This is a genomic window from Glutamicibacter sp. NPDC087831, assembly GCF_044742845.1.
Classification (GTDB): Bacteria; Actinomycetota; Actinomycetes; order Actinomycetales; family Micrococcaceae; genus Glutamicibacter.
The window spans coordinates 401,928-421,073 of the sequence record NZ_JBIUVH010000003.1 but is presented as its reverse complement, the minus strand read 5'-3'; the positions used below and the strand labels follow the sequence as shown (position 1 = coordinate 421,073).

General features: G+C 62.5%; 18 protein-coding genes. 2 read left to right on the top strand and 16 right to left on the bottom strand.

The features are described from left to right. Positions 1-51 precede the first annotated feature (51 nt). The gene (locus ACIOJF_RS12740) at positions 52-2,049 is read right to left on the bottom strand and encodes an ATP-dependent DNA helicase (protein WP_105658159.1); all 1,998 of its coding nucleotides are present in this window, start codon (positions 2,047-2,049) and stop codon (positions 52-54) included. Beyond that, a complete protein-coding gene (hflX, locus tag ACIOJF_RS12735; RefSeq protein ID WP_388023879.1) occupies positions 2,042-3,703 on the bottom strand; it encodes a GTPase HflX in 1,662 nt (553 codons plus the stop codon). The genes ACIOJF_RS12740 and hflX overlap by 8 nt, the downstream gene beginning before the upstream one ends. A 326-nt stretch (positions 3,704-4,029) precedes the next feature. On the opposite strand from hflX, the gene ACIOJF_RS12730 reads away from it, so the two are divergent. Then, the gene (locus tag ACIOJF_RS12730) at positions 4,030-4,635 is read left to right on the top strand and encodes a methyltransferase (protein ID WP_332487909.1); all 606 of its coding nucleotides are present in this window, start codon (positions 4,030-4,032) and stop codon (positions 4,633-4,635) included. A 68-nt stretch (positions 4,636-4,703) separates the two neighbouring features. Here ACIOJF_RS12730 and dapF read toward each other — a convergent pair whose 3' ends face one another. The 3 genes from dapF to miaB are packed head-to-tail and all read right to left on the bottom strand — an operon-like array spanning position 4,704 to position 8,108. Further along, complete coding sequence (dapF, locus tag ACIOJF_RS12725; protein ID WP_133832953.1) at positions 4,704-5,639, bottom strand: diaminopimelate epimerase; 936 nt, start codon at positions 5,637-5,639, stop codon at positions 4,704-4,706. Positions 5,640-5,671: 32 nt separating this feature from the next. After that, positions 5,672-6,574 (bottom strand): tRNA (adenosine(37)-N6)-dimethylallyltransferase MiaA, encoded by a 903-nt coding sequence (gene miaA / locus ACIOJF_RS12720; protein WP_105658163.1) that lies wholly within the window; start codon positions 6,572-6,574, stop codon positions 5,672-5,674. Between the two features lie 4 nt (positions 6,575-6,578). Continuing rightward, on the bottom strand, positions 6,579-8,108 hold the full coding sequence (gene miaB / locus ACIOJF_RS12715) for a tRNA (N6-isopentenyl adenosine(37)-C2)-methylthiotransferase MiaB (RefSeq protein ID WP_332728295.1): 1,530 nt from the start codon (positions 8,106-8,108) through the stop codon (positions 6,579-6,581). Positions 8,109-8,267: 159 nt separating this feature from the next. Between miaB and ACIOJF_RS12710 the strand changes: the two genes are divergently transcribed. Then, a complete protein-coding gene (locus ACIOJF_RS12710) occupies positions 8,268-8,591 on the top strand; it encodes a hypothetical protein (RefSeq protein ID WP_332487905.1) in 324 nt (107 codons plus the stop codon). On the opposite strand, the gene ACIOJF_RS12705 is transcribed toward ACIOJF_RS12710, so the two are convergent. The 11 genes from ACIOJF_RS12705 to ACIOJF_RS12655 all read right to left on the bottom strand — a co-directional run bounded on the left by ACIOJF_RS12705 (position 8,585) and on the right by ACIOJF_RS12655 (position 19,123). Next, positions 8,585-9,373 carry a regulatory protein RecX gene (locus ACIOJF_RS12705; RefSeq protein WP_402741699.1) on the bottom strand — a complete coding sequence of 263 codons (789 nt, stop codon included), beginning with the start codon at positions 9,371-9,373 and terminating at the stop codon, positions 8,585-8,587. The genes ACIOJF_RS12710 and ACIOJF_RS12705 overlap by 7 nt on opposite strands. 98 nt (positions 9,374-9,471) lie before the next feature. Beyond that, positions 9,472-10,524, bottom strand: a complete 1,053-nt coding sequence (gene recA / locus ACIOJF_RS12700; protein WP_105658167.1) for a recombinase RecA — start codon at positions 10,522-10,524, stop codon at positions 9,472-9,474. A gap of 241 nt (positions 10,525-10,765) precedes the next feature. Beyond that, complete coding sequence (locus tag ACIOJF_RS12695) at positions 10,766-10,990, bottom strand: DUF3046 domain-containing protein (protein ID WP_105658168.1); 225 nt, start codon at positions 10,988-10,990, stop codon at positions 10,766-10,768. Positions 10,991-11,101: 111 nt separating this feature from the next. Further along, a complete protein-coding gene (locus ACIOJF_RS12690) occupies positions 11,102-11,515 on the bottom strand; it encodes a helix-turn-helix domain-containing protein (RefSeq protein WP_105658240.1) in 414 nt (137 codons plus the stop codon). A 196-nt stretch (positions 11,516-11,711) separates the two neighbouring features. Next, positions 11,712-12,194 carry a CinA family protein gene (locus ACIOJF_RS12685; RefSeq protein ID WP_105661877.1) on the bottom strand — a complete coding sequence of 161 codons (483 nt, stop codon included), beginning with the start codon at positions 12,192-12,194 and terminating at the stop codon, positions 11,712-11,714. 10 nt (positions 12,195-12,204) lie between these two features. Then, positions 12,205-12,807, bottom strand: coding sequence for a CDP-diacylglycerol--glycerol-3-phosphate 3-phosphatidyltransferase (gene pgsA, locus ACIOJF_RS12680; protein ID WP_402735590.1), 603 nt, complete (start codon positions 12,805-12,807; stop codon positions 12,205-12,207). 5 nt (positions 12,808-12,812) lie between these two features. Next, positions 12,813-15,803 carry a DNA translocase FtsK 4TM domain-containing protein gene (locus ACIOJF_RS12675; RefSeq protein ID WP_402741698.1) on the bottom strand — a complete coding sequence of 997 codons (2,991 nt, stop codon included), beginning with the start codon at positions 15,801-15,803 and terminating at the stop codon, positions 12,813-12,815. Between the two features lie 97 nt (positions 15,804-15,900). Further along, on the bottom strand, positions 15,901-16,152 hold the full coding sequence (locus ACIOJF_RS12670; protein WP_105658172.1) for a hypothetical protein: 252 nt from the start codon (positions 16,150-16,152) through the stop codon (positions 15,901-15,903). 135 nt (positions 16,153-16,287) lie between these two features. Then, positions 16,288-16,749, bottom strand: coding sequence for a hypothetical protein (locus ACIOJF_RS12665; protein WP_402741697.1), 462 nt, complete (start codon positions 16,747-16,749; stop codon positions 16,288-16,290). Between the two features lie 94 nt (positions 16,750-16,843). Beyond that, on the bottom strand, positions 16,844-18,247 hold the full coding sequence (mtr, locus tag ACIOJF_RS12660) for a mycothione reductase (RefSeq protein WP_402741696.1): 1,404 nt from the start codon (positions 18,245-18,247) through the stop codon (positions 16,844-16,846). Positions 18,248-18,325: 78 nt separating this feature from the next. Next, positions 18,326-19,123, bottom strand: a complete 798-nt coding sequence (locus tag ACIOJF_RS12655) for an ABC transporter ATP-binding protein (protein WP_402741695.1) — start codon at positions 19,121-19,123, stop codon at positions 18,326-18,328. Positions 19,124-19,146: the final 23 nt, after the last annotated feature.

The following is a 19,146-nucleotide window of genomic DNA, read 5'->3' as shown; positions in this document are numbered from 1 at the left end:
AAGAACTTGAGCTGTCCCGAAGGACAGCTCAAGTTCATATTCTGGCCGCGGCTATTTCCCGCCCGGGTTCAATCGCTTGAGAACACCAGTGATGACCTTCTTATCGACAGTCGGCCACATCGGCGGCAGGGTAGCTTTCAAGAAGCTGCCGTACCGCGCCGTGGCCATGCGCGAATCAAGGATCGCCACAACGCCCTTATCCCCGACCGAACGAATCAAGCGCCCAGCACCCTGGGCCAGGCGAATCGCCGCATGGGTGGCGGCAACCTGCATGAAGCCATTTCCGCCATGCTTGGCCACGTCCTCGGAACGGGCCTTGGAGATAGGATCATCCGGGCGCGGGAAAGGAATCTTGTCGATGATGACCAGCCGGCAAGAATCGCCTGGCACGTCCACGCCCTGCCACAAGGTCATGGTTCCAAACAGGCAGGTGTCGCGTTCGCTGCTGAACTGTTCGACCAGCGACTTCATGCTGGCTTCACCCTGGCACAAGATTTCCACGTCCAGGCGCTCGCGCAAGATGCTTGCCGCTTCCTCGGCGGAACGCTTGGAAGTGAACAGCGCCAAGGCGCCGCCACCGGAGGCCTTGATGAGATCTTCGATCTCATCCAGCGTCTCCGCCGCCAGTTGGCGTCCTGGCTTGGGCAGGTGCTTGGCCACGTAGAGGATGCCCTGCTTGGGGTAATCGAAAGGGCTGCCAACATCTACGCCGGTCCATGATGGAGCGCCGGCGCCCATCAGGCCCAAGGAGCCTGCTACCGAGTCGAACTGCGAGCCAATGGCCAAGGTGGCGCTGGTCAATACGACCGTGCGCCCGTCGAAGAGGCCCTCGCGCAACTTGCCGGCCACCGACAACGGTGCCACGTTCAAGGTTGCAGGCTGGCTCTCATCGGCCTCGACGTAGCCCCGGCCTTCGACAAACTCCCGCGGACGGGTGGTGTACAGGACCTCGCGGCGTTCTTCGGATTCGAGCATGCGAATCGCATCATCCATCACTGCCTGCAGCTGGGAGCGGGCAGTCTGGCGGCCGCCATCGGCCGGTGCATTGGCTTCGGGCTTGGACAGCGCCAGAGCCAGCCGGGCCTGCTCCACGATGTCGTTCAGGGCAATGCCCATGTCTTCGCGCAGACCATGTTCCAGCAAGCCTGTCGGCAACCCGGTCAACGACTTTTCCAGGCGGTTTGCGGCCTTGACCATCTCATCCGCATTGATACCGCAATGGCGCTTGGCACCGCCAGCGGCGGTAAGCACCATGCGCGAGGAGAGCGCGCCCGAAACCGAGCTGGTCACGCGATCTTGCAGTTCGTGGGCCTCATCGATGATCGCGACTTCGAAGTCCGGGAGAACCGAAAGCCCCTCGAAGGCCGAAACCGCCAGCAACGCATGGTTCGTAATGACCACGTCGGACTCGGCGGCACGGGCACGCGCCATTTCCGAGAAGCATTCGTCCGCCATCGGGCACTTCTGCGAGCCGAGGCACTCCATGGCCGAAACCGAGACCTGCTTCCAAGCCTTGTCACTAACCCCGGGCACCAGTTCATCGCGGTCACCCGTGTCGGTCTCTTCGGCCCATTCACGCAGTTTCATTACTTCGCTAGCCAGCGGCGAGTAAGTGGTGCCGGCAGGTATTGCCGGCTCGTCCATGGAAAAAAGAGTGCCTTCGTCATCCGGGTATCCGCCGCCGAGCTTGTACTGGCACAGGTAGTTCGAGCGCCCCTTGAGCAGCGCGACATCCATCGGGCGCGAGAGCTTGCCCTTGAGCGAGTCGAGTAATCGCGGTACGTCACGGCCGACAATCTGCGATTGCAGCGCCAATGTCGCGGTGGAGACGATCACTGGCTTGGCGCTGGTTTGCGCGTGGGCCAGTGCCGGAATCAGGTAGCCCATGGACTTGCCCGTTCCGGTACCGGCCTGCACCAGCAAATGCTTTTCGTCTTCCAACGCGCTGACCACGTGCTTGACCATTTCCTGCTGGCCGGTGCGCATGGCGCCGCCCATGGAAGTGACCGCGGCCTCCAGGAGCCCCAGGGCCTGCTCTTGCTTATCCATGAAGGTTGAAGGTCTCCAACTCTGCAGCAAAGGAATCGCGCACCTTGACGATCAGCCGGGTGCCCTCCTCCAGGTGTTCGCTTTCCAGGATCTCGGATTCGCTCTGGTGCAGCTTGGCGATCAAATCCCCCCGGTTGTAGGGAATGAGTACCTCAAGCTGGACTCCGGGGCGTGGAATCGAGGAACTGATCTTTTCCAGCAGCTCCTGGATGCCTTCACCGGTATGCGCAGAGACAACCACAGTGTTGGATTCCTTGTTGCGGATGCGTTCGATAACGAACGGATCAGCCACATCAGCCTTATTCACCACGATGATCTCTGGGATGTTCAACGCGTCGACTTCGCCGAGCACGGTGCGCACGGCCTGGATCTGCCCTTCGGGATCCGGATGGGACCCGTCAACGACGTGCAGGATGAGATCCGAATCGGCGATTTCCTCCAAAGTGGAACGGAAGGCTTCCACCAGCTGGGTCGGAAGGTTGGAAACGAATCCCACGGTATCGGCCAGGGTGTAGGTCAGCCCGTCTTCGGTCGCCGACTGGCGAACGGTCGGGTCCAGGGTAGCGAACAGCGCGTTCTCCACCAGCACACCGGCGTTGGTCAGTCGGTTAAGCAGCGATGACTTGCCAGCGTTGGTGTAGCCGGCAATGGCTACGGCCGGAACCTCATTGCGCTTGCGGTTGGCACGCTTGGCTTCGCGCGCAGGCTTCATGGCCTTGATCTCGCGGCGCAGCTTCGCCATGCGGTCGCGAATGCGGCGGCGGTCCATTTCAATCTTGGTTTCACCCGGTCCACGCGAACCGATACCGCCACCGGCGGCACCCACGCGGCCACCGGCCTGGCGGGACATCGATTCTCCCCAACCGCGAAGGCGCGGCAGCAGGTATTCGAGCTGGGCCAGTTCAACCTGCGCCTTGCCCTCTCGCGACTGGGCATGCTGCGCAAAGATATCCAGGATCAGGCTGGTGCGGTCGATCACCTTGACCTTGACGATATCCTCCAAGGCGCGACGCTGCGAAGGAGCCAGCTCTGCATCGACAACCACGGTATCGGCGCCAGTGGAAGCAACAATTCCGCGCAGCTCTTCAGCCTTGCCCGAGCCGAGGAAAGTCGATGGGTCCGGCTTGCTGCGACGCTGCACCAGCCCGTCCAGGACCTCCGAGCCGGCGGTCTCTGCCAAAGCGGCGAGCTCACGCAGAGAATTCTCGGCGTCGGTGACGGTGCCGTCGCTCCAGATGCCAGCCAGCACGACGCGTTCCAGGCGCAGCTGGCGGTACTCGACTTCGGTGACGTCTTCCAGTTCCGTGGACAGGCCTGCGACGCGGCGCAGCGCACGGCGGTCGTCCAAATCTTCCTGGTCCCCGTCGAAATGGGTGAGGCCGGAGGAAAAACGGTTCAGTGCAGAGGCTTGCCCGGCGAAGATGGAACTCTCTTCTTCGCCGAAGTGCTGAACCTGCGGGCTCTGCGCATCGTCGGCTGCGAGGATTCGATCGATGGCGGCCTGGATCTGGGCATCATCCATAGATGCCGAATCGTGCTCGTGTGACTCGGAGTTAGTCATGGTCTCCTTAGAAGTACTTCGCTTTCCAGAATAGTGCGGGTGGGCCCCACTTTGCGACGTGGCGCGTTCAGTTTCGGTTGGTTCATCAAACATTCGTGGTCCTTTGCAAGGATTAAAGGTCTATGAGCAGACAGGTGAATGCATGGTTACCGGTGAGCAAAGGCGAATGCGGGGTTCCAAAAAGAAGAACTGCCAAGAAGGGGAAATGACTTTGCTGTCTGCTGATTCATGCAGGTGGGCGCGCAAGAAGTGCACGGCCAGCTCGTGGAATCGCGGGTAACCAAGAGGATTACGTATTAGACGAAAATGAAAGTCATAGGGAAAACTCTATCAGTGATATCGTGTCGTGCCTATATCGCTTTGCTCACGTTGGAGACCCTGTTCTTTGGGGTAACCGTACTGGGCGATAAACTTTGCCTATGACCTCGGATCACTACTTCACCGCCAGCCCGGCCTCGGCAGACGAACGTCGCACCATCGAAGTCGAGCTCAATGGCTCGCTGCGCAAAGTGCAGACGGCCTCCGGCATTTTCTCCCCTGCCGGGCTGGATAAGGGCACAGCGGTATTGCTGCAGTACGTGCCGGCCCCTCGCGGACGCATCCTGGATATCGGGTGCGGCTGGGGGCCCATCACCTTGGCCGCTGCCGAGCAGTCCCCGCAGTCCGAGGTCTACGGCGTCGACGTCAATGAGCGTTCCATCGATCTGGCCCGCTTGAACGCCACGGCGTTGGGCTTGTCCAACGTTGTTGTCGGCACTCCTGATTCCGTGGATCCGAACCTGGAATTCGACACCATCTGGTCCAACCCGCCCATTCGCATCGGCAAGGATGCCCTGCATGAGCTGCTGATGCTGTGGTTGCCGCGTTTGGCCCCGGGCGGCGAGGCCTGGATGGTGGTGCAGAAGAACCTTGGCAGTGACTCCTTGCAGAAGTGGCTGGTTGAGCAGCTTCCCTCGGAGTGGAAGATCACCCGCGAAGCGACCGCCAAGGCCTTCCGCGTGCTGAAGGTAGCGCGCCCGGCCTAGAGGACCGAAGGCAAACCGCAGATCGGCTGCCGAGCCAATCTGCGGTTCTGCGAAGAACCGGATCAGTTCTACTGCGCACCGAGGATCCCGCGCGCCACCAGATCCGCTGGGCCGCTGAGGATCGTATCTTCTCCGCCGCTTGCATTGCCGCGGAATTCAACGCCGACCACGCCGCCTGGCACCGCAACAGCCCACTGGTTGATCAGCGCGGTGCTGCGCGCCCAGTAGCGTACGGCAGCTGCAGCCGCGCAGGCACCGGTACCGCAAGAGAGGGTCTCGCCTACCCCGCGTTCATGGACGCGCATCTGGACCTGGGCAACTCCGTCTTCTTCAATCAGCGGTTCGGATGGAACCACGAATTCCACGTTGGTGCCGTGGGCAGGAACGGGAGATACCTCTGGTGCCTGGAACAGGTCCAATTCTTCGAGCATTCGGGCATCGGGCAACGCCACAACGGTGTGCGGATTGCCCATGGTGATGCTCAAGGCCGGCAGGGCCTGTTCCCAGCCACGCGGCTTGACCATGGAGTCCACGGATTTTTCGGCCGCGTCCTGCTCGAAGATCAGGCCCCAAGGACCCAGGTTCACTGCGTAGCCATCGACCAGGCGGGTAATTTCCTTGACCCCTGCACGGCTGCCGATTTGGAAGCTTTGCCCCACCTGGAGGCTCACCAGCCCCTCGGCAATCAGGTAGTGCGCGAAGGCACGCACGCCATTGCCGCACATTTCGGCGATGGAACCGTCGTTGTTCCGGTAATCCATGAACCAGTAGGCCTTGGGGTTCTCCAGGAACTGCTCTTCGTATCCCGGAACCTTGGAGGTTGGCACGGCACGGATGAGCCCGTCGCCGCCAATGCCGAAGCGGCGATGGCACAGGGCCGCTACCTGTTCGGGGGTGATGTCGAGCTTTGCTTCAGGGTCTGCAACCAGTACGAAGTCGTTGCCGGTAGCGTGGCCCTTGGCAAAATGTTGTCCAGCCAGCTGTCCTAGTTCGGTGCGGTACATCAATGCTCCTAGAGTTTTCCTGCGTATGTTGGCTAGCCAATGATCTTCAGCGTTTTTTCCAGCAGTCCCGGTTCGATCGGGTTCAGCCAGTTGACCCGCTGGTCTGCATTGAACCAGGTGATCTGCCGTCGCGCGAACTTGCGCGTGGCGATGATCGTCTGGTCGATGGCTTCGGCTCGGGTGATCAGCCCATCCAAATAGTCAATGTACTGCTGGTACCCGATGGCACGCGAAGCGGTCTTGCCTTCGCGTAATCCTTGTTCAAGAAGTCCTGCGACTTCTTCGGCTAATCCCATGGCATCCATCTTGTGCACGCGGGCCTCCAGGGCTTCGTGCAATGCATGCCGGTCATAGTTCAAACCGATCTGGATTGCCGGTGCGGCATACTCGCGTTGCGGCATGAAGGAGCTGAAGGCCCGCCCGGAAATCTCGTAGACTTCAAAGGCCCGGATCGCGCGGCGCAAATCCAGGTTGCGCCCAGCTGACACCGGGTCCACCTCGGCCAAACGGCGGCGCAGGGGTCCGTCGCCTTCGGCCTCGACCTCAGCCTCCAGCCGTTTCCTGACCCCGGGATCCGTCGGCGGGAAATCGATGACGTCAAGTGCTGCGCGCACATACAGTCCAGAGCCGCCGACCATCACCGGAATCTTGCCGCGGGCCTGGATTCGGGCGAAGTGGTCGCGGGCTTGGGCTTGGAAGGCCGCGACGGACGCTTCCTCGGTGATGGCCATGGTGTCGAGCAAATGATGCTCGATGCCGCCACGTTCATCCACCGGCAGCTTCGCGGTGCCGATATCCATGCCGCGGTAGAACTGCAGGGCATCTGAATTGACGATTTCCCCGCCCAGTTCCCGGGCCAGGGCAATAGCCAAATCTGACTTGCCGGTGCCGGTGGGGCCGACGATGGCGATGACCGGCAGGTTCGAATTGGTCATGTACTTAGCTACGCACTTTCAAGGTTGGCATGCCCAAGCTCGTGCGGCCGATGGAACCGTTCGCAGCTGGGGAAGGTACCCCGCAGCTTTCGGCTTGGGCACGGTCCCAGGCATCCCCGGCACGCGAACGGCGCAGGGAGTACTGGTCAGCGGTGGGATCAGAAATCAGGTGGAATGATGCCACTTCGGTAATAGGCAGGGTGACCAGATCGCCTGGGCGCGGGGCTTGGGCTCCGTCAGGCACAGAGAAGTGCACCAGGCGCTGGTCCTGCGAGCGTCCGGACAGGCGCCGGGTTTCCCCGGACTTGCGTCCGGACTGCTCGGTGGCCATCACTTCTACGGTACGGCCCAGCTGCTTCGCATTCTCTTCCTTGGCAATGCGGTCCTGGAGCGCGGTCAGTCGCTCGTAGCGTTCCTGGACCACGGCCTTGGGCAGCTGGTCTTCAAGTTCGGCTGCCGGTGTTCCCGGCCGCTTGGAATACTGGAAGGTGAATGCCGAGGAGAATCGCGACGCTTCAACCACGTCGAGGGTGGCTTGGAAGTCCTCTTCGGCTTCGCCCGGGAAGCCAACGATGATGTCGGTGGTGATTGCCGCATGCGGGATGCGTTCGCGAACCTTTTCCAGGATGCCCAGGAATTTCTTGGACCGGTAGGAGCGGCGCATTTCCTTGAGCACCCTGTCCGAGCCGGACTGCAGCGGCATATGCAGCTGCGGCATCACGTTCGGGGTCTCGGCCATGGCATCGATGACGTCATCGGTGAAGGCCGCTGGGTGCGGGCTGGTGAAGCGCACGCGTTCGAGTCCTTCTATTTCGCCGCAAGCGCGCAGCAACTTGCCGAAGGCCAAGCGGTCTCCGAATTCCACGCCGTAGGAATTCACGTTCTGGCCCAGCAGGGTCACTTCGATGGCCCCATCATCGACCAGGGCCTGGATTTCGGCGAGGATCTCGCCCGGGCGGCGATCGCGCTCCTTGCCGCGCAAGGATGGGACGATGCAGAAGGTGCAGGTATTGTTGCAACCCACGGAAATGGAGACCCAGCCTGCGTACACGGATTCGCGTCGAGTCGGCAAGGTGGATGGGAAGACATCCAGTGATTCCAGGATCTCCAGTTGCGCCTCCTGGTTGTGGCGCGAGCGGGCCAGCAGCGTAGGCAACGAACCGATATTGTGCGTGCCGAACACCACGTCTACCCATGGGGCTTTCTTGACGATCGTGTCCCGGTCCTTCTGGGCAAGGCACCCGCCGACGGCAATTTGCATATTGGGGCGTTCGGCCTTCAGGTTCTTCAGCAGGCCCAGATGCCCGTAGAGCTTGTTGTCTGCGTTTTCACGCACTGCGCAGGTATTGAAGACGACGACGTCGGCTGCTTCTTCGGCCAGCTCTTCGGATTTGCGGCTTAGGCCCGCATCTTCCAGGAGACCGGAGAGCCGCTCGGAATCGTGCACGTTCATTTGGCAGCCGAAGGTACGTACTTCATAGGTACGGGGTAGTTCTCCACTGCCGATGTTGCTCAAGGTATGTTGCTCAGTCACTCTTCAAGATTACCGAAGATTGGGTACTGCTGAAATACAGGTGACCCTGGGACGCGCTCCGGCGTGCTGTTCGCAGCGCGTGCCCGCTAATCGCCGGATTCACCGCTTCCCTCGGAAGGGTTAGGATTGAATTAGACTATCAACTAGCCAATTCGGCCTATGAGAGAGATTTCCGTGGAAAACCATTCACCCCGCCCACAACCGGAACCCGAGAAATCCCGCCCATTGCGCTTGTCACGCGGCATGAAGGTCTTCCATATCTGGATGGTCGGAATATCCGCACTTTTCCTTTTCGCCATCCCGATCGCCATCGGCCTCCTCCCGCCGATGGACCACGAGACCGATGACCTGCTGTTCAATATCGGTGTTGGCTCGGTGCTTGCCGGGATCGCCGCCTTGATCCTGTGGGCATACCAGGGCATTGACGATTGGCTTGGACGCCGCAGCAAAGCACCTGCCCAGGATCCGAAGCGCAATCAGTAGCGGCTACCGAAGCGCTCTTCCCATTCTTCGCGCGCGACCTTGAAGGCCAAGCCGCCGTTGTAGCCTTTACGCCCCAGCATCCCTACTAGTCGGCGTAATGCCCTATCCCGATCTGCGCCCATGGATTCCGGGCGCAGTTTCGCGCGAACCAGTTCACGGGCCCGCTGCTCCTCGGCCTCATCATCAATCTGCTCAAGCGCTTCAGCGGCCAGTTCATCGTCTACGCCCTTGGTGCGCAGCTCGCGCTTGATCGCCCCACGGGCCAAACCGCGCGAGCGCGCGCGGGCAACTACCCACGACTTCGCAAAGCGTTCATCATCAACGAGATTGATTTCGGCATACCGGTCGATGACTTCATCAGCGATATCCTCAGGGCATTGGTTGTCAAGAAGCTTGTCCTTGAGCTGTTTCGCGGTCTTGTCGCTGGCTGTGAGCTGGCGCAGCAAAATGCCACGCGCCTTTTCCCGCCACTGGTCATCGCTGAGCTCTTCGGGCTCCCCGGCTTCGCGCGCCGCTTTTCTCGCTTCGCGTGCTTCGCGGCGTTCCTGCTTCGAGGGTTTGGCCGGTGCGGGCGCGGCAACAATCTGTTCCATCGCCGCACGCAGCTCTTCAATACTGCCCGGTTTCCTGGATTCCTCCGGGAAGCTGGCAATGGTGCGGGAGGTGCTGCCCGCTGGCATGGCTGGGGTTGCGGCGCGCCGGGCGGCGCGTTCCCGCCTAGCTGATTCCTCAGCCGCTTGTGCTTCCACTTCTTCCGGGCTGGGTTTTGCCCAGTCCGGCATGTCCTCGGGATCCCCCTGGAACTCTTTGGAAACGGACGTAGCGTCCGACCCGGAATTCTTTCCGGGTCGGACGCTACGTCGCTGGAAGCCTGGGGCCACTACTTATCGCCCTCGACGACTCGCAGTTCGGTCTCGTCTTCTTCAACTTCTTCCTGTGGCAGAACGCCGAGCTTCTGCAAGATCTGGCGCTCGAGTTCGTCGGCCAGATCCGGGTTGTCGCGCAGGAAGCGGCGGGCGTTTTCCTTGCCCTGGCCCAGCTGGTCCCCGTCGTAGGTGAACCAGGCACCGGACTTCTTGACCAGGTTATGCTCGACACCCATATCGATGAGCGAACCTTCGCGGGAGATGCCGTGGCCGTACAGGATGTCGAATTCAGCCTGCTTGAAAGGAGGAGCCATCTTGTTCTTGACGACCTTGCAGCGGGTGCGGTTGCCGACCGCATTGGTGCCCTCTTTCAGGGTCTCAATGCGGCGGATGTCGATGCGGACCGAAGCGTAGAACTTCAGCGCCTTGCCGCCAGTGGTGGTTTCCGGGCTGCCGAAGAAGACGCCAATCTTTTCACGCAGCTGGTTGATGAAGATTGCGGTAGTCTTCGAGGCCGAGAGGCGGCCGGTGATCTTGCGCAGAGCCTGGGACATCAAGCGGGCCTGCAGGCCGACATGGCTGTCACCCATTTCGCCTTCGATTTCGGCACGTGGAACCAGCGCTGCCACGGAGTCGATGACGATGATATCCAGCGCGCCGGAGCCCACGAGCATATCCATGATTTCCAGAGCCTGCTCGCCGGTATCCGGCTGGGAGACCAGCAGTGCGTCGGTGTCGACGCCCAGCTTCTTGGCGTATTCCGGATCAAGCGCGTGCTCAGCATCGATGAAAGCCGCAACGCCGCCGGCCTTCTGCGCGCTGGCGACTGCATGCAGGGCAACCGTGGTTTTACCCGAGGACTCAGGGCCGTAGATTTCAACCACGCGGCCGCGTGGCAGGCCGCCAATGCCAAGGGCGACATCCAAGGCAACCGAACCGGTAGGAATTACTTCAATGGGTGCACGGGTTTCATCGCCCAGGCGCATGACCGAGCCCTTGCCGTAGGCCTTGTCGATTTGGCCCAGGACAGCCTCTAGCGCCTTTTCCCGATCATTTTTTGCTGCCATGGTTCACCTTTGCTCTTGCAAGCCTGCTACGTACTTGCTCATGAATTTTGTCCTGCAATAGACAGTATGCTTGCCCACCGACACTTTGGACTCCGATAGCCCTCAAGTGTGGACAGTCTCAGTGCTTAAGTTCTTGGTGCAGTTTCCTGCGTTGCTTCTAGGATAACCCTATCCGAACAGGTGTTCGAAATTCAACACGGCATGTTCGAAGATCCAGTGCCGGGACTTTCGAACGGAGTCGCTACGATTCCTTCGGCTCGATATCCACGCCAAGCCAGCGTTCGGCCGGAATGTCTTGCGCCTTGCACAGGGCTTCCCAAATCTGCTTGGGCTTGATGCCCTTGTCCAGCGCCTGCGCGGCGGTAAGGCTGCCAAGTTCGGTAAGGGCCATGGAATCGGCCAGCACGTGGGAGTACCGCGCGCCGAACTCGTTTTCCATGTTGCGCCAGAAATCGCTGATTTTCACCTAATTATTCTCCCACGCATAGGCAAGGAGCCCACGCATTTCACGCAGGCTCCTTGCACGGCTGCCGGCAGTCTCGATTACTGAGTAGCGGTAGCCCTAAAAAATTTGGTTCTAGACCGAGGCCAATGGCTTGTTGCCGCTCTTGGCCGCAAACTCGTTGGCCATATCCGTAGGGACGGTATCCGGGATAGCAATGCCCTCTGCCAGGGCAACGCGCTCGGATACTTCACGGAGCATCAGGGACAATGGGATTTCCAGCGCCACGCAGATCGAGGAGAGCAGCTCCGAAGAGGCTTCCTTCTGGCCACGCTCAACCTCGGACAGGTAGCCAAGGGAAACACGTGCGCTATGCGAAACCTCGCGAAGGGTACGCCCCTGGCGCTGACGGACGTCGCGCAGAACATCGCCGATTTCATGACGGAGTACTACCATTTTGTGCTCCTCCTTCTCGGGCTGGACCATATGGGCTTCTCCCATATCGCGCCAACGGACGACACCATTGACAGTTACGGGTTGCTTGACCATGAATTTAGCCTCTGCTCCTAGGTCCATCTCGAAGATCTAATCAAATACGGGGGCCATCCTTGCGGCCCTGCAATTCGTACAACGACAGGTCATACGATTTTGTTCCCGTACATTCACCCTAATCACTTAAATGCGACCTACGCCACATATGCCGTGATTTTTGCGTAACATCTCGGGAAGAAGAGTATTTCGCGTCTTACTGTGAAGAAGCTTTATCCAAGATGGCAGCGAACTGGTGAAGTGCCGCCAGGGTGCTCTGCTCGCGGATCTGTGCCCGGTCTCCCACGAAGTGGTGGACTTCGGATCCCGAGTCAGCGCCCATGGCCCACCCAATATACACGGTTCCCACCGCCTTGCCATCGTGCGGGTCCGGTCCAGCGACCCCGGTTGCAGAAATCGCCGCGTCTGCACCGCAGGCACGCTGCGCCCCTACGGCCATCTGCCGGGCAACCTCGGGATCCACCGATCCGTTGGAGGCAAGCAGCATCTCGTCGACGCCCAGCAGCGATGACTTCACCGCCGAGGAATAGCTGACAACTCCCCCGCGCAGCACCGCCGAGGCGCCGGGCACCTCGGCCAGGCGCGCGGCAATCATGCCAGCGGTCAGCGATTCGGCCGTAGCCAGCTGCACATCGCCTTCAATGGCCTTGGCGATCACCTCGGGTGCCTGGGGCTTCATGGTGCCGGCCCTACTTCTGCTTCTTGGCCGCGGCTGCCAGCTGGCCGGCCTTGACCAGGTATTCCAGTCCGGTGACCACGGTGACGGCCAGGGTCAGCAGCATCAGGTACCACGCCACGGTGCCCAGCCAGTCAATGGTGTGGGTGTAGGGCAGCAGGTACAGGCCGATCACGATGGCCTGCAACACGGTCTTGATCTTGCCGCCCATATTCGCGGCAATCACGCCGTAGCGGATGACCACCACGCGCAGCAAGGTGATGCCCCATTCGCGCGCCAGGATCACGATGGTGACCCACCAAGGCAGCTCGGCCAGGATCGAGAAGCAAACCAGCGCCGAACCGGTGAGCAGCTTGTCGGCGATCGGGTCCGCGATCTTGCCGAAGTTGGTTACCAGCCCGCGGCTGCGCGCCAGGTCCCCGTCGAGCTTGTCGGTGTACATGGCCACCACGAAAAGTCCCAGCGCGACCCAGCGCCACAGGCCTTGCTCGTGGTTATCGGCCATCAGGGACCAGACGAAGAAAGGCACCATGATGATGCGGATGGTAGTGAGCACGTTGGCGATATTCAGCGTCGGTACCGGTGGCTGGGCACTGCGGCCAGCTTGCTCGCTCATGGGTTTCAGTTTCTTCCTGTCAGGTCCCAGGCGTCTTCGCCAGGTTCGTCGGAGCCATCGAAGTAGTCGACGGCTTGCGGGCGATCTTCCAGATCCTTGGCAACCAGGTCCTCGGCATAGTCGGTGACCGGCTCGGCGTGGTTCACGTTGGCTTCGGCCACCAGCGCGGCCTCGGTGGCCGACGGGGTGCTGGTCGCCGGGTCATCGCCGCGCATCGCGGCCAGGACCATGGGCAGGTCATCGGGCTGGATCAGCACATCGCGGGCCTTGGAGCCCTCGGAAGGGCCGACAACGCCCCGCGATTCCATCAGGTCCATCAGGCGTCCGGCCTTGGCGAAGCCCACGCGCAGCTTGCGCTGCAGCATCGAGGTGGAGCCGAACTGGCTGGTGACCACGAGCTCGGTAGCCTGCAGCAGCAGATCCAGATCGTCTCCGATGTCCTCATCGATCTGCTTCTTCTTCTCGGCAGCCGGGATCACGTCTTCCCGGTACTCGGGCTTCAGCTGGCTCTTGACGTGCTCGACCACGCGGTGGATTTCGGATTCGGTCACCCAGGCGCCCTGCACGCGCATCGGCTTGGAGGTGCCCATCGGCAGGAACAGGGCGTCGCCCTGGCCCAGCAGCTTCTCGGCCCCGGGCTGGTCCAGGACCACGCGGGAGTCGGTGACCGATGAGGTCGCGAAGGCCATGCGCGAGGGCACGTTGGCCTTGATCAAGCCGGTGACCACATCCACCGAGGGGCGCTGGGTGGCCAGCACCAGGTGGATGCCGGCGGCACGCGCCAGCTGGGTGATGCGCACGATGGACTCTTCGACATCGCGCGGGGCGACCATCATCAAGTCGGCGAGCTCATCGACGATCACCAGCAGGTACGGGTAGGGCTTGAGCACGCGCTTGGAACCCTCCGGAGGGTGCACCTTGCCGGCCTTGACCGCCTTGTTGAAGTCGTCGATGTGCTTGAAACCGAAGTTGGCCAGATCGTCGTAGCGGGTGTCCATTTCGCGGACCACCCAGCCCAGTGCCTCGGCGGCCTTCTTCGGGTTGGTGATGATCGGGGTGATCAGGTGCGGCACGCCTTCGTAGGCGGTCAGCTCCACGCGCTTGGGGTCGACCATGACCATGCGCACCTCGTCCGGGGTGGAGCGCATCAGGATCGAGGTGATCATCGAGTTCACGAACGAGGACTTGCCCGCGCCGGTGGCGCCTGCCACCAGCAGGTGCGGCATCTTGGCCAGGTTGGCCACGACGAAGCCGCCTTCCACGTCCTTGCCCACGCCCATCACCATCGGGTGCTCGGTCTTGCGGGCATTGGAGCTGCGCAGCACATCGCCCAGCGCCACGACTTCCTTGTCGGTGTTCGGGATCTCGATGCCGATGGCGGACTTGCCCGGAATCGGCGAGAGGATGCGCACATCCGAGGAAGCCACCGCATAGGAGATGTTCTTGGACAGCGCGGTGACCTTTTCGACCTTGGTGCCCGGGGCCAGCTCGATCTCGTAGCGGGTCACCGTGGGCCCGCGGGAGAACCCGGTGACCTTGGCGTCGACCTTGAACTGCTGCAGGGTGTTGGTCAGCGCATCGACTACCACCTGGTTGGCCTCGGAGGCTTCCTTGGCCGGCGGGCCGGCAGGAAGGTAGTGCTCCTCGGGCAGGGTGTAGGTGACATCCCCGGACAGCTGTAGCTGCTCGCTGCGCGCGGGGATCGGGGCCTGCGGGGATGCGGCGAGCCCGGCGGCGCGCGAGGAGACCTGGTCCATCGCGGAGGTGGTGGCCTCGGGCTCGGCCTTCAGCCCGATATTGGCCATGATCTCGGCCATCTCGGATTCGGCCTTGGTCGGGCGCTTGACCCCTGGCGGAGGACCGGAGGGCTTCGGGATGGCCACCGTGGCGGTGTCTTCCTGGGCCGGGGCGGCGGCGGACTCGAAGTCCGGGCGGGCGATGGCCTGGGTGGCGGCCTCGTCGGCGTCGAAGATCTTGCCGGAGTTGCGGTTGACGGCAGGCATCGCGCCGGTGGACTGCTCGGCAGGATCATCCTGGCCGATGACCGCCTTGTCGTAGGCGACATCGCCGGGGCGTTCAGCGTGCTCGCCGCCGTCCACGTCGTAGACCTCGGTGACCTTGCGGGCGGCCGCGGCCCGGCGTTCGAAGAAGCCGGGCTTCTTCTTCCTGGCAGCGGGGGCCGGAGCCTCGTCCTGCGGGTAGAGGTAGGACTGGTCATGGTCCTCGCCGGCTGGATCAAGTTCCACTGCGGCCGTGGGTCGGGTGGCACGGGGTGCATCCGGGTCCTGGCCCAGCAGGCGGTTGTAGCCCGAACGCACGCGCGAAGGGATCTGCGTAAATGGCGTGGCGGTGACAATCAGGATGGACATGACCACCAGGAAGATGAACACGGCCATGGCGCCCGGGACCGAGATCAGCAGGCCCAGCGGGGTGCCCAGGATGGAACCGGCCATGCCGCCGGCATTCCAGAGTGCCTGGAAATCGTCGGAGACCGCTGGCGAGCCGTTGGCCAGCGAGGCGATGGACGAGCCGGAGAGCGTCATGATCAGCAGGCCGATGCCGATGCGGTTGTTCGCGGTGACCGCCTCCGGGTAGCGGAAGAGCCGGAAGGCGCCGAGGAACAAGATCACCGGCAGCAGCACGGCCATGAAGCCCAGGGTGCCGCCGGCGACCGCGTGCACGCCGGTGCCGAACCAGCCCGCATCGCGCAGGCCCCACCATTCGATGATCGCGACGATCATCGAGATCAGCGCGAGGAACAGTCCGGTGCCGTCGCGGCGCAGCTCGTAGTCAGGCTTGACGGTTCCGCCGATGCGGCGGAATGCGCCGCCGAAGATCCGGGCAATGCCCATCCACACGCTGCGTATTGCGCGCAGCGGCAGGGCGAGTTCCGCATCCGGGTTCTCGGGCGTTTTCTTGGAGGACGAGGAGCCAGGCGCCTTGGGTTTGCGCGCCGCGGTCTTCTTCGTCCCCTGAGACTGGGTACGTGGGGCCATACTCCAAGGGTATCGCCCCCGGCTGGATGCGCCCCGAATTTACACGTCTGCACGGGGTGCGCCAGCAGCTAGATAATCGTCACGTGGCGCCCGGGAACTATTGCGAGTACTCGATCACCAAGGTGTAGCGGCCATTGCCTTCCAGGCAGGCGTGGCTGCCGACTTCGTACCCGGACGCCTTGAAGGCATCCACCGTGGCGGTTTCCATCATGGCGCAGGTAGCGGCGCTGGAGACCTCTTGGGTGTAGGTCGTGCCGCTGGCGTGGGCCCCCGGGATTCCGGCCAGCCCCACCGCCCCGGCCAGCAGGCCGGCCACGGCGCATGCGGCGAGATGGCTCTTGAACTTCATTTGCACTCCTGGTCTGCTTTCGTGCCGGGCGCTTGGGCCAAGCGCCCGCTTCCAAAAGTGCCACAGCACGCCCTGCACTGCCAGCGGCGTCCAGCCAAGATCCAGCCAGCGCCTGGCTGCGCAGCCCGAATGGACTCAGCCGCGGGCCGCGCAGCGGTTGAGCCCGGCCCGGATGGCGAATCCCGAGGCGAAGCACACTGCCAGCAGCCCCAGGGCTGTGCCCAGGAACGGGGCCGGATCGATTTCGCCCCAGCCCAGCGCGGCCACTGCCGACGCCGGAAGCAGTGCAGCGATGCCCGCGCCGATCCCGGCAGCGGCCGATTGCCTGGCTGCCGTGGCCGGCTGGTTCCCCATGGCCTGGATTTCAATGGCCGCATACGCACCGCTGCAGCAGATCAGGCCCACCACCACTCCTGCGAGCGCGCCGTAGGCCAAGGGCAGGCCGAGATCACCCAGACCGCTTCCATAGCCGTCCCCGCGGATCGGCCAGAACATCCAGAGCACCGCCAGCGCACCGAGCGCCATGCCCACCCCTGCAGCGAGCGCGAACATGCTTCGGGTCATCGAGGCCACGGTCCTTGAAGTTTTCCCATTCATGGCTACAGCCTAGGACGACTAGGCAATATTTGCTACTGCCTCCGGGGTCAGCTGCCAGTTGGCCTCCGTTCGCTGCCGGGAGGCCAGGCCGCCGCTAGGAGAAGTCCAGGCCGAGCAATGCGTTCTCGGTGACCTCCGGCAAGGCCGGGTGGATCCAGTACTGCTGCGTGGCGACCTCGCGCACATCCAGCCCGAAGGCCATCACCGTAATCATCTGCTGGATCAGCGTTGAAGCCTGCGGTCCCATGTAGTGCGCGCCCAGCAGCTTGCCGGTTTCCCGGTCAGCGATGAGCTTGGCGATACCGGTGCTGTCTTCCATCGCCCAGCCGTAGGCCACATCCCCGTACTTCTGCACCTTGGCGGTAATGTCATGGCCTGCCTCGCGGGCTTCGTCCTCGGTCATGCCGACGTAGGCGATCTGCGGGTGGGTGAAGACCGCCGCCGGCACGTGCTCATGGGGCATCTGCTTCATGTTCTGCGGGTTCAGCAGGTTATGGCGTACCGCGCGCATTTCCGCGTTGGCCACATGCTTGAGCAGGAAGGGCGAGGAAATATCGCCCAGCGCCCAGATGCCCTCGGCAGATGTCGAACGGCCGTACTCATCCACGCTGACCCGGCCGTCCTCGGAGTCGATGCCGGCACGGTCCAGATCCAGCTGGTCGCCATTTGGGATGCGCCCCGTGGCCACAAGCAGCACCTCCGCACTGGCGGTGGAACCGTCATCCAGGGTCAGCTTCACCCCGTCGGGCTCTTGCACGGCGCTGACCATGCTCCTGCCCTGGCGCACGTCATAGCGTTCTGCGGCCATCTGGTTGAATGGCCCGCGCAGATCGGCATCCAGCTGGCGCATGAGCTCGGAACGGGCCAGGATGGTGACCTTGGTGCCCAATGCTTCGAAAACGTGGGCGAACTCCATGGCAATGTAGCCGCCACCGATGATCACGATGGACTTGGGCTGACGGGCCAAGCGCATGATGTCCTCGTTGGTGTGGAAGGCTACGCCCGAATCGATGATTTCCTGCGGAATAAACGGGCGCGACCCGGCGGCCAGGACAATCTGGTCCGCGCTGATGGTCCTGGCTTCTGTTCCCTGCCCGGTACGCAGCGTGCGCTCGCCGACAAAACGCGCGTGCTGGTCGTAGACGTCGATATTCGGTGTCTGCGCGCCACGGCGGTAGTCTTCGCCGCCCTGGGCAATGGGATCGATGCGCTTATCGAAGACCCTGCTCACGATGCCTGGCCAGTCCACGGAATTGACCTGCGCGTCGATTCCCAGCCGTGCCGCTTGCCTGGTTTCCAGGGCGACGTCTGCGGCGTAGACATACATCTTGGTGGGGATGCAGCCGACGTTCAGGCAGGTACCGCCGAAAGCGCCCTTCTCGATGATGGCAATGGATTTTCCATCGAATTCTGGACCCGGAATGGAGTTGCCAGAACCGGTGCCGAGGATGATCAGATCGTAGTGCTTGTCTGCCTCGATTGCGGCGGAAGACGTCATGGCAGTGGTACCTTTCACGGTCAATGCTGGGGCCCGGCAGGCAGGCGCTTGGCCATTGCTTGCCTACCGGGCAGGCTATCATCCGGGCACTGAACTGCCACTATGTTGCAGTGCTGGCTCATCTGCCAGGCTGAAGACCAGTTGCACGATGCCGTTCACGAGCACCGGCTGCGCATGGATCCCGTAGACCTGCAGCAGAAGTTCAGGGTCCAGCACCTCCTGGGGCGTCCCCGCAGCGATGACCCCGCCGTTGGCCAGCATGACCAGCTTGCTGCAGTAGCGGGCGGCCAGGTTCAATTCGTGCAGCACCACCACCGTGGTGGTTCCCAGTTCCCCGACCATGCGCAGCAGCTCATGCTGGTAGCGGATATCCAGGTGGTTGGTGGGTTCATCCAGTAGCAAGTGCTCGGCCTGCTGGGCCAATGTCCGGGCAACCAGCACGCGCTGCTTTTCGCCGCCGGACAGGGTCGAGTAGCGGCGGTCGGCCAAGTGCCGGGCGCCGACCCGGGACAATGCCGAGGCAACTGCCTGGTGGTCCTCGCGGGCAAAGGCGGCCAGCGCCTTGCGGTGCGGAGCCCTGCCCAGGAGCACCATTTCGGCGACACTGACCGGCAGCTCGGTGGGCGTTTCCTGGGCCACGACGGCAATCCTGCGAGCAAGGTCGTTGCCGCGCAGCTCGGTGACGGGGCGCTCGTCCACGAGCACCAGTCCTGCCGTGGGCCGCAGCGCCGCATAGAGCGTGCGCAGCAGGGTGGATTTGCCGCTGCCGTTGGGGCCGATCAGCCCCACCACTTCCCCGGGGCCTGCCTGCAGCCCCGCCGATTCAATGACCAGCTTTCCGCCATAGCCCACGGAAATATCTGTAGCAGTAATCATGGTTCTTGCCTTCTTCCAGGTCC

What these genes read in the sequence shown, in the direction of transcription:
- ACIOJF_RS12740 (WP_105658159.1), bottom strand. Translation starts at nt 2,049, where the DNA reads ATGGATAAGCAAGAGCAGGCCCTGGGGCTCCTGGAGGCCGCGGTCACT.
- hflX (WP_388023879.1), bottom strand. Translation starts at nt 3,703, where the DNA reads ATGTTTGATGAACCAACCGAAACTGAACGCGCCACGTCGCAAAGTGGG.
- ACIOJF_RS12730 (WP_332487909.1), top strand. Translation starts at nt 4,030, where the DNA reads ATGACCTCGGATCACTACTTCACCGCCAGCCCGGCCTCGGCAGACGAA.
- dapF (WP_133832953.1), bottom strand. Translation starts at nt 5,639, where the DNA reads ATGTACCGCACCGAACTAGGACAGCTGGCTGGACAACATTTTGCCAAG.
- miaA (WP_105658163.1), bottom strand. Translation starts at nt 6,574, where the DNA reads ATGACCAATTCGAACCTGCCGGTCATCGCCATCGTCGGCCCCACCGGC.
- ACIOJF_RS12710 (WP_332487905.1), top strand. Translation starts at nt 8,268, where the DNA reads ATGAGAGAGATTTCCGTGGAAAACCATTCACCCCGCCCACAACCGGAA.
- ACIOJF_RS12705 (WP_402741699.1), bottom strand. Translation starts at nt 9,373, where the DNA reads ATGCCGGACTGGGCAAAACCCAGCCCGGAAGAAGTGGAAGCACAAGCG.
- recA (WP_105658167.1), bottom strand. Translation starts at nt 10,524, where the DNA reads ATGGCAGCAAAAAATGATCGGGAAAAGGCGCTAGAGGCTGTCCTGGGC.
- ACIOJF_RS12690 (WP_105658240.1), bottom strand. Translation starts at nt 11,515, where the DNA reads ATGGTCAAGCAACCCGTAACTGTCAATGGTGTCGTCCGTTGGCGCGAT.
- ACIOJF_RS12685 (WP_105661877.1), bottom strand. Translation starts at nt 12,194, where the DNA reads ATGAAGCCCCAGGCACCCGAGGTGATCGCCAAGGCCATTGAAGGCGAT.
- pgsA (WP_402735590.1), bottom strand. Translation starts at nt 12,807, where the DNA reads ATGAGCGAGCAAGCTGGCCGCAGTGCCCAGCCACCGGTACCGACGCTG.
- ACIOJF_RS12675 (WP_402741698.1), bottom strand. Translation starts at nt 15,803, where the DNA reads ATGGCCCCACGTACCCAGTCTCAGGGGACGAAGAAGACCGCGGCGCGC.
- ACIOJF_RS12670 (WP_105658172.1), bottom strand. Translation starts at nt 16,152, where the DNA reads ATGAAGTTCAAGAGCCATCTCGCCGCATGCGCCGTGGCCGGCCTGCTG.
- ACIOJF_RS12665 (WP_402741697.1), bottom strand. Translation starts at nt 16,749, where the DNA reads ATGAATGGGAAAACTTCAAGGACCGTGGCCTCGATGACCCGAAGCATG.
- mtr (WP_402741696.1), bottom strand. Translation starts at nt 18,247, where the DNA reads ATGACGTCTTCCGCCGCAATCGAGGCAGACAAGCACTACGATCTGATC.
- ACIOJF_RS12655 (WP_402741695.1), bottom strand. Translation starts at nt 19,123, where the DNA reads ATGATTACTGCTACAGATATTTCCGTGGGCTATGGCGGAAAGCTGGTC.